Source organism: Streptomyces sp. NPDC103540, assembly GCF_055584445.1.
This window is the reverse complement of the sequence record NZ_JBVJMA010000001.1, coordinates 220,314-233,142: the sequence shown is the minus strand read 5'-3', so window position 1 is coordinate 233,142 and position 12,829 is coordinate 220,314. Positions and strand designations below refer to the sequence as shown.

Genomic DNA, 12,829 nt, shown 5'->3' with positions numbered 1-12,829 from the left:
GCCGACGACTACGTAGAGGTGAAGAAGAGATGCCGCTGACCCCCGAGGACGTGCGGAACAAGCAGTTCACGACCGTCCGCCTCCGAGAAGGCTATGACGAGGACGAGGTCGATGCCTTCCTCGACGAGGTCGAATCCGAGCTGACGCGTCTGCTGCGCGAGAACGAGGACCTGCGCGCGAAGCTGGCCGCCGCCACGCGTGCCGCCGCGCAGAACCAGCAGCAGCAGCAGAACATGCGCAAGCCGGAACCCCAGGACCAGCGAGGCCCGGGCGCTCCCGTGCCGGCGGCCATATCCGGCCCGCCGCAGCCGCCGCAGCAGCAGCAGCAGCCGCAGATGGGTCCGCCGCAGCTGCCGGGCGGCCAGCCCCAGCTGCCCGCCGGCCCCGGCGGACACGGACCGCAGGGCCCCGGCCCGATGGGCAACCCGATGCAGCAGCAGTCCATGGGCGGCCAGAACCCGATGGGCCAGCCGCAGATGGGCCAGCAGCCCATGGGGCAGCAGATGCAGCCCATGCAGCAGCAGTCCATGGGTGGTCAGAACCCGCTCGGCCAGCCGATGGGCCAGCAGATGCAGCCCATGGGGCAGCAGATGCAGCCGATGGGGCAGCAGATGCAGCCGATGGGTCAGCCGCAGCTCCCGCAGCAGGGCCCCGGTGGCGACAGCGCCGCCCGCGTCCTGTCGCTCGCGCAGCAGACCGCCGACCAGGCGATCGCGGAGGCCCGCTCCGAGGCCAACAAGATCGTCGGCGAGGCGCGCAGCCGTGCCGAGGGCCTGGAGCGCGACGCCCGCGCCAAGGCCGACGCGCTGGAGCGGGACGCCCAGGAGAAGCACCGCGTCGCGATGGGCTCGCTGGAGTCCGCCCGCGCCACGCTGGAGCGCAAGGTCGAGGACCTGCGGGGCTTCGAGCGTGAGTACCGTACGCGCCTGAAGTCCTACCTGGAGTCGCAGCTGCGCCAGCTGGAGACCCAGGCCGACGACTCGCTCGCCCCGCCGCGCACCCCGGCCGGCCCGGCGCTCCCGCCGTCGCCGTCCCCCTCGATGGCTCCGGCCGGCTCGATGGGGCACTCGATGGGTGGCCCCTCCATGGGCGCCCCGTCGCCGATGGGCGGCCCGTCCCCGATGGCCGGCGGTCCCTCGTACGGTGGCCAGCAGCAGATGTCCCCGGCGATGACGCAGCCGATGGCTCCGGTGCGGCCCGCGGGTCCGCAGCCGATGCAGCAGGCGCCGTCTCCCATGCGGGGCTTCCTGATCGACGAGGACGACAACTAGGCGCCGCCGCCGCATCCGTCGGCAGCAGTGTTCGGGCCGGGCCCGGTCCCCCGCGGGGGACCGGGCCCGGCCCGTTCCCGTACCCGGGCGGGGTCCGGCCGGGGCGCCGGTGGGGCCGGGCCAGCCGTACATCCGTACTCCTGTATTCCCGTACTCCCGTACGCCCTTGCTCCCGCGCCCCCGCAGGCGCCCCCGACCCCGCGGAACGCGAAGCGGCCCGCACCCCCCGGTGGGGGTGCGGGCCGCCTGCGGTACGGGTTACGCCTTGCGGAGGCGGAACGTCAGGCCGAGCGGTTCGTCCGTGAAGGGCTCGCCGTACGCGGCGTCCGCCTCGCCGGAGGCGAAGTCCGTCGCCAGGACCTCGTCCGCGATCAGCGCCGCGTGGTCGGTCAGTGCCGTCACGACCTCCGGGTCGGCCGAGGACCAGCGCAGGGCGATCCGGTCCGCCACGTCCAGCCCCGAGTTCTTGCGGGCCTCCTGGATCAGGCGGATCGCGTCACGGGCGAGCCCCGCGAGCCGCAGCTCGGGGGTGATCTCCAGGTCCAGGGCGACCGTCGCGCCCGAGTCGGACGCCACCGACCAGCCCTCGCGCGGGGTCTCGGTGATGATGACCTCCTCCGGGGTGAGGGTCACCGTCTCGCCGTTCACCTCCACGCTCGCCTCGCCCGACCGCAGCGCCAGCGACAGCGCCGCCGCGTCGGCCGCGGCCACCGCCTTCGCCACGTCCTGGACGCCCTTGCCGAAGCGCTTGCCCAGCGCCCGGAAGTTCGCCTTCGCGGTCGTGTCCACGAGGGACCCGCCGACCTCCGACAGGGAGGCCAGCGAGGAGACGTTCAGCTCCTCGGTGATCTGCGAGTGCAGCTCCGGGGAGAGCGACTCGAAGCCCGACACCGCGACCAGCGCGCGCGACAGCGGCTGGCGGGTCTTGACGCCGGACTCCGCGCGGGTGGCGCGACCCAGCTCCACGAGGCGGCGTACCAGCAGCATCTGCCCGGACAGGACCGGGTCGATCGCCGCGGTGTCCGCCTCGGGCCAGGAGGAGAGGTGGACCGACTCCGGGGCGTCCGGGGTGACGGGGACGATCATGTCCTGCCAGACCCGCTCGGTGATGAAGGGGGTCAGGGGCGCCATCAGGCGGGTCACCGTCTCCACCACGTCGTGCAGGGTGCGCAGCGCGGCCGCGTCGCCCTGCCAGAAGCGGCGGCGCGAACGACGCACGTACCAGTTGGAGAGGTCGTCGACGAAGGCCGAGAGCAACTTGCCCGCGCGCTGGGTGTCGTACGCCTCCATCGCCTCGGTGACCTCGACCACGAGGCCGTTGAGCTCGGAGAGCAGCCAGCGGTCCAGGACCGTGCGGTCCGCGGGGGCCGGATCGGCCGCCGAGGGGGCCCACTCGGAGGTGCGGGCGTACAGGGCCTGGAAGGCGACGGTGTTCCAGTACGTGAGGAGCGTCTTGCGGACGACCTCCTGGATCGTGCCGTGGCCGACGCGGCGGGCCGCCCAGGGGGAGCCGCCGGCCGCCATGAACCACCGCACCGCGTCGGCGCCGTGCTGGTCCATCAGCGGGATCGGCTGGAGGATGTTGCCCAGGTGCTTGGACATCTTGCGGCCGTCCTCGGCGAGGATGTGGCCGAGGCAGACCACGTTCTCGTAGGAGGACTTGTCGAAGACGAGGGTGCCGACCGCCATCAGCGTGTAGAACCAGCCGCGCGTCTGGTCGATGGCCTCCGAGATGAACTGCGCCGGATAGCGCTTCTCGAAGACGTCCTTGTTCTTGTACGGGTAGCCCCACTGCGCGAAGGGCATCGAACCCGAGTCGTACCAGGCGTCGATGACCTCGGGCACGCGGACGGCTTCGAGGGAGCAGCCCTCGGCGGTGCAGGTGAAGGTGACGTCGTCGATGTACGGGCGGTGCGGGTCCAGGTCCGAGTGGTCCCGGCCGGACAGCTCGGACAGCTCGGCGCGGGAGCCGACGCAGGTGAGGTGGTTCTCCTCGCAGCGCCAGATCGGCAGCGGGGTGCCCCAGTAGCGGTTGCGCGACAGCGCCCAGTCGATGTTGTTGTTCAGCCAGTCGCCGAAGCGGCCCTGCTTGACCGAGTCCGGGAACCAGTTCGTCTTCTCGTTCTCCCGCAGCATCGCGTCCTTGACGGCGGTGGTGCGGATGTACCAGGACGGCTGCGCGTAGTAGAGCAGCGCCGTGTGGCAGCGCCAGCAGTGCGGGTAGCTGTGCTCGTAGGCGATGTGCTTGAAGAGCAGGCCGCGGGCGTCGAGGTCGGCCGTCAGCTTCTCGTCGGCCTTCTTGAAGAAGACGCCGCCGACGAGCGGGACCTCCTCCTCGAAGGTGCCGTCGGGTCGGACCGGGTTCACGACGGGCAGGCCGTACGCGCGGCAGACCGCGAGGTCGTCGGCGCCGAAGGCGGGGGACTGGTGGACCAGACCCGTACCGTCCTCGGTCGTGACGTACTCGGCGTTCACGACGTAGTGGGCGGGCGCCGGGAACTCCACGAGCTCGAAGGGGCGCCGGTAGGTCCAGCGCTCCATCTCCTTGCCGGTGAAGGTCTCGCCGGTGGCCTCCCAGCCCTCGCCGAGGGACTTCTCCAGCAGCGGCTGGGCGACGACCAGCTTCTCCGTGCCCTCGCCGTCGGTACGGCGGGCGACGACGTAGGTGACCTCGGGGTGCGCGGCGACGGCCGTGTTGGACACCAGGGTCCACGGGGTCGTCGTCCAGACCAGGAGGGCGGCCTCGCCGGCGAGCGGGCCGGAGGTCAGCGGGAAGCGGACGTAGACGGAGGGGTCGACGACCGTCTCGTAGCCCTGGGCCAGCTCGTGGTCGGACAGGCCGGTGCCGCAACGCGGGCACCAGGGGGCGACGCGGTGGTCCTGGGTCAGCAGGCCCTTGTTGAAGATCTCCTTGAGCGACCACCACACGGACTCGACGTACTCGGGGTCCATGGTCCGGTAGGCGTCGTCCAGGTCGACCCAGTAGCCCATGCGGGTCGTGAGCTCGGTGAACGCGTCGGTGTGGCGGGTCACGGACTCGCGGCACTTGGCGTTGAACTCGGCGATGCCGTAGGCCTCGATGTCCTGCTTGCCGTTGAAGCCGAGTTCCTTCTCGACGGCGAGCTCGACGGGCAGGCCGTGGCAGTCCCAGCCGGCCTTGCGGGCCACGTGGTAGCCGCGCATGGTGCGGAAGCGGGGGAAGACGTCCTTGAAGACGCGGGCCTCGATGTGGTGCGCGCCGGGCATGCCGTTCGCGGTGGGCGGGCCCTCGTAGAAGACCCACTCGGGGCGGCCCTCGGACTGCTCCAGCGTCTTGGCGAAGGTCTTGCTCTCGCGCCAGAAGTCGAGAACGGCGTGTTCGAGGGCGGGCAGGTCGACCTGGGCGGGTACCGGGCGGTACTGCGGCGGTGTGGTCACGATGCTGAACTCTTCCTCCGGCGGGATTCACTTCCGTCCGGAGGGACGAGAGCGCTGACGGCTCCCGCGGTACCACCCTCCTTGGCCCCCGGACGCGTCCGGCGACCCCCTCATTGGGGTGCGAAGCCGGTTCTACTCGCCCCACGGGACTCCCGTGGGGGCTTTCTTCCGGCGGCTCCGGGGTGATCCTTCACGTCGCGCTCGCCCCCGGGCTCTCACCGTCCCCGGGTCGCTCCTGGCTGCGTCCGACGCTACTCGTCCCCATCCATGCCTCTCGCTGCGCCCAGTGTACGGGCCGGGGCTCGGGTCGGCAGACCGATTTGCGGGGTGTCCGGCGGGGGCGGCGGCGGGGGCGTCGGAGGGCCCCGGCGTGCCCCGAACGGCCCGACGCCCCGATCCCGGTTCCACCGGTGCGGGTGGGGCGGATTACGGGGGCTCCCGCTGGGCACAACGGATGCAGGTTGACCTCGCTGGACGCGTGCCCCGTTGCCGTCGGGTCGGCGCCGACTTATCGTTCCGGCACGATTCGCGAACAAGATCACAGTATGTGAAAAGGGGCCGCGGCCATGGTGGCGAAGAAGACGGCGACGCAGGAGGTGGCTGCTGTGCCAGGCTCCACGCCTGCCGCCAAACGGGCCGCTCCGGCCGAGGAGGCGGTGGCGAAGAAGGCCGCGACGAAGACGGCCGCCAAGAAGACGGCCGCCAAGAAGGTCGCCGCCGCGAAGAAGACCGTCGCGAAGAAGACCACCGCGAGGAAGGCCCCGGCGAAGAAGGTCGCCGACGCGGCCCCGGCGGCCGTCGAGAGCACCACGGGCAAGGTCACGGCCAAGGCGGCCGCGACCGAGGGGGCGGCCCCGGCCGCGCGGAAGACGGGAGCTCGGAAAGTGGTTGCCAAGAAGACCGCGGGTACGGCCAGGAAGACGGCGGCCGCCGCCACGAGCGGGCTCCCCAAGGCGCGCGAGGTCGCGGCCGGGACGCCCGGAGAGCTCGCCGTACGGCCCGGCGAGGAGCCCTGGACCGAGCAGGAGGTCGAGGAGGCCCGTACGGAGCTGCTGTCGGAGGTGCTGCGGCTGCGCGCCGAACTGGACGCCTCCGAGGTGGCCATCTCGGGCCTGATGCGGGATTCCGGCGACGGCGCGGGCGACGACCAGGCCGACACCGGCACCAAGAACATCACCCGCGAGTCCGAGCTCGCCCTCGCCGCGAACGCCACCTCGATGCTGGAGCAGACCGAGCGGGCCCTGGAACGGCTGGAGGCGGGCACGTACGGCCTCTGCGAGAACTGCGGGCAGCCCATCGGCAAGGCGCGGATGCAGGCGTTCCCCCGCGCCACCCTCTGCGTGGACTGCAAGCAGAAGCAGGAGCGGAGGCACTAGGCGGGATCGGCGCCCCCTGACGTACCCTCGTGTCCAGTCAGGGTCCAGGAACCTGGCCGGTGTGATCGTCGACAACCTGGTTCGAGCTAGTTCGAGGGACTCACGTGACAGAGGCGGAGCGCATCATCGGTACGCCGGAGGTCGGGGACGACGCCGAGCCGCAGCCGGAGCCGGACGCGCCCAGGGGGCACCGGCGGATCGCGGCGCTGCTCGTCGTGGCGGTGCTCGCGTACCTGCTCGACCTCGGCAGCAAGATGGTCGTGGTGGCGAGGCTGGAGCACCAGCCGCCGATCCGGATCATCGGCGACCTGCTGAAGTTCGAGGCGATCCGCAACCCGGGTGCCGCCTTCGGCTTCGGCGAGGCCTTCACGATCATCTTCACCTGTATCGCGGCCACCGTGATCGTGGTGATCGTCCGGCTGGCCCGCAAGCTCTACAGCCTGCCGTGGGCCATCGCGCTGGGCCTGCTGCTCGGTGGCGCGCTGGGCAACCTCACGGACCGGATCTTCCGTTCGCCGGGCGTGTTCCGGGGTGCGGTCGTCGACTTCATCGCCCCCGCCCACTTCGCCGTCTTCAACCTCGCGGACTCGGCGATCGTGTGCGGCGGCATCCTGATCGTCCTGCTCTCCTTCCGGGGGCTGGACCCGGACGGCACCGTCCACAAGGACTGATCGACGGGCGCTCGCGGGAAAGGTCCGGCGTCGAGTCCTGCATACTCGACAGGTGAGTACGATTCCCGAGATCCGCACCCTGCCCGTTCCCGATGGCCTCGAAGGCGAGCGCGTCGACGCCGCCATCGCCCGTATGTTCGGTTTCTCCCGGACGAAGGCGGCCGAGCTGGCGGCGGAGGGGAAGGTCTCGGTCGACGGCAGCGTCGTCGGCAAGTCCGAGCGGGTGCACGGCGGTGCCTGGCTCGAAGTCGAGATGCCGGCTCCGCCGCGTCCCGTCGAGCTGGTCGCCGAGCCGGTTCCCGGCATGGAGATCGTCCACGACGACGACGACATCGTGGTCATCATGAAGCCGGTGGGCGTCGCCGCCCACCCCAGCCCCGGCTGGACCGGCACCACCGTCATCGGCGGCCTGGCCGCCGCCGGCTACCGCATCTCCACCTCCGGCGCCTCCGAGCGCCAGGGCATCGTGCACCGCCTCGACGTCGGCACCTCCGGCCTGATGGCCGTCGCGAAGTCCGAGCGCGCCTACACCTCGCTGAAGAACCAGTTCCGCGAGCGCGTCGTCGACAAGCGCTACCACGCGCTGGTGCAGGGCCACCCGGACCCGATGAGCGGCACCATCGACGCGCCGATCGGACGTCACCCCAGCGCCGACTACAAGTGGGCCGTGACGCAGGACGGCAAGGCGTCCGTCACGCACTACGACCTCATCGAGGCCTTCCGCGCGGCCTCGCTGCTGGACATCAAGCTGGAGACGGGCCGCACGCACCAGATCCGCGTGCACATGTCCGCCCACCGCCACCCCTGCGTCGGCGACCTGTCCTACGGCGCCGACCCGACCGTCGCCAAGCGCCTGGGCCTGACCCGCCAGTGGCTGCACGCGGTGCGGCTCGGCTTCGAGCACCCGGCCGACGGGCAGTGGGTGGAGTTCGAGAGCACCTACCCGGCCGACCTCCAGCACGCGCTGGACGTGATCCGGGCCGAGAGCCAGTGACCGTCACGGTCAGGGCGGCCGTCTCGGACGCCGACCGCGAGGCCTGCTACGCGGTGCGGACCGAGGTGTTCGTGGTCGAGCAGTCCGTGCCGGAGTCCATCGAGTACGACGCGTACGACGCGATCGCGGTGCACGTCCTGGCCGTGGACGAGGACGGGCGGCCCCTGGGCACCGGCCGGCTGCTGTACGGGCCCGAGGCCCTCGGCAAGACCGGCTCCCCGGAGATCGGCTCGCTCGGCCGGCTCGCCGTGCTGAAGTCCGCGCGCGGGCTCGGCGTGGGCGTGGCCCTGGTCCGGGCGATCGAGGCGCAGGCGGCGCGGCTCGGCCTGTCCGCCGTCGACCTCGGGGCGCAGACGCACGCGCTCGGCTTCTACGAACGGCTCGGCTACGTGGCCTACGGCCCGGAGTTCGAGGACGCGGGCATCCCGCACCGGTCCATGCGGCGCGCCCTGCCGTAGCCGCGCCCTGCCTCGGCGGCCCTCCGCCGCAAGCCCGCCGGCCGCCGCCGGCCCGCCGCCCGCCCCTCCGCACGCGCGGGAGGGCGGGCGGCGCCGCGTGGGGCCCCCACGGTCCCCGGGAGGACGGGCGGCGGCGGATACGGTGGGGGAGTGGATCAGCTCGCTCTGCTCTTCGTGCTGCTGCTCGGGGCCGTCGTCACCGTGCCGCTCGGAGACCGCCTGGGGTTGCCCGCGCCCGTGCTGATGACCATCGGCGGCGTGGTGCTCGCGCTGGTGCCCGCCGTGCCGAACGTCGACATCCCGCCCGAGTACATCCTGCCGCTGGTCCTGCCCCCGCTGCTGTACGCCTCGGTCCAGCGCACCTCCTGGCGGCAGTTCGCGGCCAACTTCCGTCCGATCCTGCTGCTCGCCGTGGCCCTGGTCTTCGTGACCACCGCGGCCGTGGCCGGCGTCGCGCACGCCGTCGTCCCCGGTCTGCCGATCGCCGCCGCCGTGGCGCTCGGCGCGCTCGTCGCCCCGCCCGACCCGGTGGCGGCCACCGCCGTGGCGGGCGCCCTCGGCCTGCCGCGCCGGCTGGTGTCGATCCTGGAGGGCGAGGGGCTCTTCAACGACGTCACCGCGATCGTGCTCTACCACGTCGCCGTCGCCGCCGCCGTCAGCGGGAGCTTCTCCTGGCCGGACGCGCTCGGCGAGTTCGTGCTGTCGGCCGTGGTCGCCGTCGCCGTCGGCCTCGCCCTCGGCTGGATCACGAACCGGATGATGGGCCGGCTGGGCGACGCCACCCTCCAGATCGGTCTGACGCTGCTGGTGCCGTTCGTGGCGTACGTGGTCGCGGAGGAACTGATGGGTTCCGGGGTGCTGGCCGTGCTGACGACGGCCCTGTTCCTGGCCGAGTACGCCTCCGACGCGGACGACGTGCTGGGGCGGCTGGCCGGGCACACGTTCTGGGAAGTCGTGGACATGCTGGTCACCGGCGTCGCCTTCGGGCTGATCGGCCTGGAGCTGCACAACGTCTTCGGCGTCGCGCAGGGGCGCGTGGGCGAGATGGTGGGCTGGGCGGCCGTGGTGGTCGCGGTGGTGGTCGGCGTACGCCTCGTGTGGCTGCTGCCGGCGGGTTGGGTGGCGAAGAAGCTCCACCGGCGGCGGGACTGGGAGGAGGAGATCCCGCTGAGCTGGCGGGAGAGCGTCGTCATGTGGTGGGCGGGGATGCGGGGGGTGGCCTCGGTGGCCCTGGCGCTGGCGATCCCCTTCGAGACGGACGCGGGCACGCCCTTCCCCGCGCGGGACGAGATCGTCTTCATCGCCTTCGCCGTCATCATGGCCACCCTGCTCTGCGAGGGCATGACGCTGCCCTGGTTGGTGCGGCGCCTGGGGGTGCGGGCGGACATCGACGCCGAACGCGAGACCGAGCGGCGGCTCGCGATCCGGGCGGCGAAGGCGGCCAAGCGGCGGCTGAAGGAGATCGAGGAGGTGGAGGACCTCCCGGAGGACCTGGTGGAGGTGCTCTACCGGCGGGCGTACGACGTCGGGGCCAGGATCAGCCCCGACATGGTCGACGAGGAGCGCCGGGAGGCCTACGCGAAGCGGGTGGAGCGGATCCGCGACGTCCAGCGGATCCAGCGGGAGATGATGTCCGCGGCCCGGCACGAGGTGCTGGCGGCCCGCAGCGAGCCGGGGGCCGACCCGGAGATCGTGGACCGCGTCCTGCGCCACCTGGACGTCCGCAGCCTGCGCAGTCCGTAGGGCCCGTCGGGCCGGCCGTCGCGGGGTCAGGGGCGGGGGTCGGCGGGGCGGTGTTCGGCCTCCGTGGTGGCGACGCGGGGGAGGGCGTAGGGGTGTTCGGCGGCGAGCCAGGTGATCATCCGCTCGCGCACGGCGCAGCGTACGGTCCACACCTCGTCGGCGTTCCGTGCGGTGACCACCGCGCGGACCACGATGGTGTTCGGGGTGGTGTCGGTGACGGCGAGGGAGCCGGTGCGGCCGTCCCACTCGGGGATGTCCTTGAGCAGCAGCGCCAGCCGGTCGCGCATCAGGGCGACGGGCGCCGAGTGGTCCACGTGCCAGAAGACGGTGCCGGTCATCTCGGCGCCGCCGCGCGACCAGTTCTCGTAGGGCTTGCCGGTGAAGTAGGAGACGGGCATCGTGATGCGCCGCTCGTCCCAGGTGCGGACCACCAGGAACGTCAGGGTGATCTCCTCGACCGTGCCCCACTCCTTGTCCACGACCACGGTGTCGCCGATGCGCACGGTGTCGCCGAAGGCGATCTGGAGCCCGGCGAAGAGGTTGCCGAGGGAGGACTGCGCGGCGATGCCGGCGACGATGCCGAGGACACCGGCCGAGGCCAGCACCGAGGCGCCTGCCACCTTCATGGCGGGGAAGGTCAGCAGCATCGCGGCGATCGAGACCACCACGGCCACCGCGGCGACCACCCGTTGGATCAGCGTGACCTGGGTGCGCACCCGGCGTACGCGGGCGTCGTTCGGCGAGGCGGCGGCGTAGCGGGCGTAGGCCGAGTCCACGACGGCGGTGGCGATGCGGACGAGCAGCCAGGCGGTCGAGGCGATCATGACCAGGGTCAGGGCGTGGCCCACGCCCGCGGAGTGCTGCGGCAGGATCCCGGCCCGCCGGTGCGTGCTCTGGAGCAGGGCGGTGGCGAGGACCAGCCGGAAGGGCGTCACGCAGCGGCGCAGCAGGCCCCACAGGGGGGTGTCGGTGTGGCGGGCGTCGGCCGCGCGCAGCAGCAGGTCGAGCAGCCACCCGGCGAGCAGGGTGACGACCAGCGCTGCTGCGACGAACACTACGGGGCGCAGGAGGTTCTCCATTTCCATGCGGGAGAACGTAACCGCGCGGAGCCGTCGTATCCCCGCCTTCGACGAATGGCACGATGGGGGGATGAACATCATGCTCTTCCATTCGACGTACGGGCTGCGGCCCGCGGTCCACGCGGCGGCCGACCGGCTGCGCGCGGCCGGGCACGAGGTCCACGTGCCCGACCTCTTCGAGGGCCGTACGTTCGCGACGGTCGAGGAGGGGGTGGCCCACCGGGACGAGGTGGGTCGCGACGAGCTGCTGAAGCGGGCGGTGCTCGCCGCCGCGCCGTATTCCGAGCGGGGGCTGGTCTACGCCGGCTTCTCCTTCGGCGGCTCGATCGCCCAGCACCTGGCGCTGGCCGACGACAAGGCGCGCGGGCTGTTGCTCCTGCACGGCACCGCGGACCTGGAGGAGGACGCGAGCGCCGACGAGCTGCCGGTGCAGCTGCACGTCGCGGACCCGGACCCCTTCGAGCCGCACGACTGGCTGACGGCCTGGTACCTGCGGATGCGGCGGGCCGGGGCGGACGTGGAGGTGCACACCTACCCGGGTGCGGGGCACCTGTTCACGGACCCGGAGCTGGAGGACTACGACGCCGAGGCCGCCGAGGAGACCTGGAAGGTCGCGCTCGGTTTCCTCGACACGCTGTAGGTCCGCCGGTCTCGCGACCGGGATGACGAAGGGGCACCGGAGCGCGGCCGCCGCCGCGCTCCGGTGCCCCTTCGCGTCGTGGGGGATCAGGCGCGGTACGCCGTCCACATGCTCTTCATGCGCGACACCTGGCCGGCGGTGAACTGGTACATGCAGGCGTCGTAGGTGTAGTCCATGAAGTTGTGGATCGGGTCGGCGCCGGCCTTGCTCGCGCAGGAGTCACGGCCGGTCGGGCACTCGAAGGCCGCGCTCTTCTCGGCGGGGGTGTCGGCGACGGAGTCGCCGTTGCCTGTGCAGCCGCCCTGGAAGGTGTGGTAGAGCCCGAGCCAGTGGCCGACCTCGTGGGTGGCGGTGTCGCCCTCGTTGTAGTGGGCGGAGGAGCCGCCCGGCAGCGAGGAGTTGAGCAGGACGACGCCGTCCATCTTGGGCTGGGAGGCGTAGGAGCTGGGGAAGGTGGCCCAGCCGAGCAGCCCGCCGCCGAGGTTGGCGGTGTAGACGTTCAGCGCGTTCTTGCCACCCTTGCGCAGGGTGTTCTTCATGTCCTTCTCGGCCTGGGTGCCGTCGGAGACGTTGTACCAGGCGGCGTTGTCGGTGTAGTCGGTGCCGGCCAGGGTGAAGCGGAAGCCGGAGTCGACGTTGCCCGTGCCCTGGCCGGAGTAGGCCGAGTTGAGGACCGCGAGCTGCTTGTCGATGTCGGACGCCGTCAGCTTGCCGGTGGTGCCGGAGTGGATGACGTGGACGTACACCGGGATGTCGGTGGCGGCCGCCGCGGCGTTCGCGCCCTGGAGCTGCTGCGGGGCGAGCCGGAGCCCGGCCAGCTTCTTCTGCAGGTCGGCGTCCATGGCCTTGACCTGGGCCTCGGTGACCTCGTTGGGCTCCTCGGCGGCGTGCTCGTCCTTGGGCCGTACGACGCGGGCGTTGGCCGCGGCGCCGGCCGACTCCTGCGCACAGGCCTCGGCCGGGGTCCTGTCGGCCGCCGCGGCGACGCCGCCGGGGGCCGACAGCGGGGTGAGGGCCAGGGTGGAGGCCAGCACGGCCGCGCCCAGGAGGCGGCGACGGAGAAGGGGGGATATGCGGGCGGAAGCGCGCACGTTGACTCCTCGGAAAGCGTGGTGGGGGGTGAGGTGGGGACCTCACGCTGGCCGGAAGCTTACGTGTGCATGTCAGCCATGTGACAAGT

10 protein-coding genes are annotated in these 12,829 nt (G+C 72.2%); 7 read left to right on the top strand and 3 right to left on the bottom strand.

Going from position 1 to position 12,829, the window contains the following annotated elements; genetic code table 11:
* Positions 1 to 29: 29 nt before the first annotated feature.
* A complete protein-coding gene (locus tag ACZ6ZI_RS01045) occupies positions 30 to 1,271 on the top strand; it encodes a DivIVA domain-containing protein (protein ID WP_469514148.1) in 1,242 nt (413 codons plus the stop codon).
* A 258-nt stretch (positions 1,272 to 1,529) separates the two neighbouring features.
* Here ACZ6ZI_RS01045 and ileS read toward each other — a convergent pair whose 3' ends face one another.
* On the bottom strand, positions 1,530 to 4,688 hold the full coding sequence (ileS, locus tag ACZ6ZI_RS01040; RefSeq protein ID WP_469514146.1) for an isoleucine--tRNA ligase: 3,159 nt from the start codon (positions 4,686 to 4,688) through the stop codon (positions 1,530 to 1,532).
* 566 nt (positions 4,689 to 5,254) lie between these two features.
* Between ileS and ACZ6ZI_RS01035 the strand changes: the two genes are divergently transcribed.
* The 5 genes from ACZ6ZI_RS01035 to ACZ6ZI_RS01015 all read left to right on the top strand — a co-directional run bounded on the left by ACZ6ZI_RS01035 (position 5,255) and on the right by ACZ6ZI_RS01015 (position 9,930).
* Positions 5,255 to 6,064, top strand: coding sequence for a TraR/DksA family transcriptional regulator (locus ACZ6ZI_RS01035; RefSeq protein ID WP_469514143.1), 810 nt, complete (start codon positions 5,255 to 5,257; stop codon positions 6,062 to 6,064).
* A 104-nt stretch (positions 6,065 to 6,168) separates the two neighbouring features.
* Positions 6,169 to 6,735 (top strand): signal peptidase II, encoded by a 567-nt coding sequence (gene lspA, locus ACZ6ZI_RS01030; RefSeq protein WP_363062124.1) that lies wholly within the window; start codon positions 6,169 to 6,171, stop codon positions 6,733 to 6,735.
* Positions 6,736 to 6,787: 52 nt separating this feature from the next.
* Complete coding sequence (locus ACZ6ZI_RS01025) at positions 6,788 to 7,729, top strand: RluA family pseudouridine synthase (RefSeq protein ID WP_469514140.1); 942 nt, start codon at positions 6,788 to 6,790, stop codon at positions 7,727 to 7,729.
* The gene (locus tag ACZ6ZI_RS01020; protein ID WP_469514136.1) at positions 7,726 to 8,187 is read left to right on the top strand and encodes a GNAT family N-acetyltransferase; all 462 of its coding nucleotides are present in this window, start codon (positions 7,726 to 7,728) and stop codon (positions 8,185 to 8,187) included. The genes ACZ6ZI_RS01025 and ACZ6ZI_RS01020 overlap by 4 nt, the downstream gene beginning before the upstream one ends.
* Before the next feature lie 150 nt (positions 8,188 to 8,337).
* Positions 8,338 to 9,930, top strand: coding sequence for a Na+/H+ antiporter (locus ACZ6ZI_RS01015; RefSeq protein WP_469514133.1), 1,593 nt, complete (start codon positions 8,338 to 8,340; stop codon positions 9,928 to 9,930).
* Between the two features lie 26 nt (positions 9,931 to 9,956).
* On the opposite strand, the gene ACZ6ZI_RS01010 is transcribed toward ACZ6ZI_RS01015, so the two are convergent.
* Positions 9,957 to 11,009, bottom strand: coding sequence for a mechanosensitive ion channel family protein (locus ACZ6ZI_RS01010; protein WP_469515754.1), 1,053 nt, complete (start codon positions 11,007 to 11,009; stop codon positions 9,957 to 9,959).
* A 70-nt stretch (positions 11,010 to 11,079) separates the two neighbouring features.
* Here ACZ6ZI_RS01010 and ACZ6ZI_RS01005 point away from each other — a divergent pair, with 70 nt between their 5' ends.
* Positions 11,080 to 11,649, top strand: coding sequence for a dienelactone hydrolase family protein (locus ACZ6ZI_RS01005; RefSeq protein ID WP_363062117.1), 570 nt, complete (start codon positions 11,080 to 11,082; stop codon positions 11,647 to 11,649).
* Positions 11,650 to 11,735: 86 nt separating this feature from the next.
* Here the strand turns inward: ACZ6ZI_RS01005 and ACZ6ZI_RS01000 are convergent, their stop codons facing one another.
* Positions 11,736 to 12,740, bottom strand: a complete 1,005-nt coding sequence (locus tag ACZ6ZI_RS01000) for a zinc metalloprotease (RefSeq protein ID WP_363062115.1) — start codon at positions 12,738 to 12,740, stop codon at positions 11,736 to 11,738.
* Between the last annotated feature and the right edge of the window lie 89 nt (positions 12,741 to 12,829).

What these genes read in the sequence shown, in the direction of transcription:
- ACZ6ZI_RS01005 (WP_363062117.1), top strand. Translation starts at nt 11,080, where the DNA reads ATGAACATCATGCTCTTCCATTCGACGTACGGGCTGCGGCCCGCGGTC.
- ACZ6ZI_RS01045 (WP_469514148.1), top strand. Translation starts at nt 30, where the DNA reads ATGCCGCTGACCCCCGAGGACGTGCGGAACAAGCAGTTCACGACCGTC.
- ACZ6ZI_RS01035 (WP_469514143.1), top strand. Translation starts at nt 5,255, where the DNA reads ATGGTGGCGAAGAAGACGGCGACGCAGGAGGTGGCTGCTGTGCCAGGC.
- ACZ6ZI_RS01010 (WP_469515754.1), bottom strand. Translation starts at nt 11,009, where the DNA reads ATGGAGAACCTCCTGCGCCCCGTAGTGTTCGTCGCAGCAGCGCTGGTC.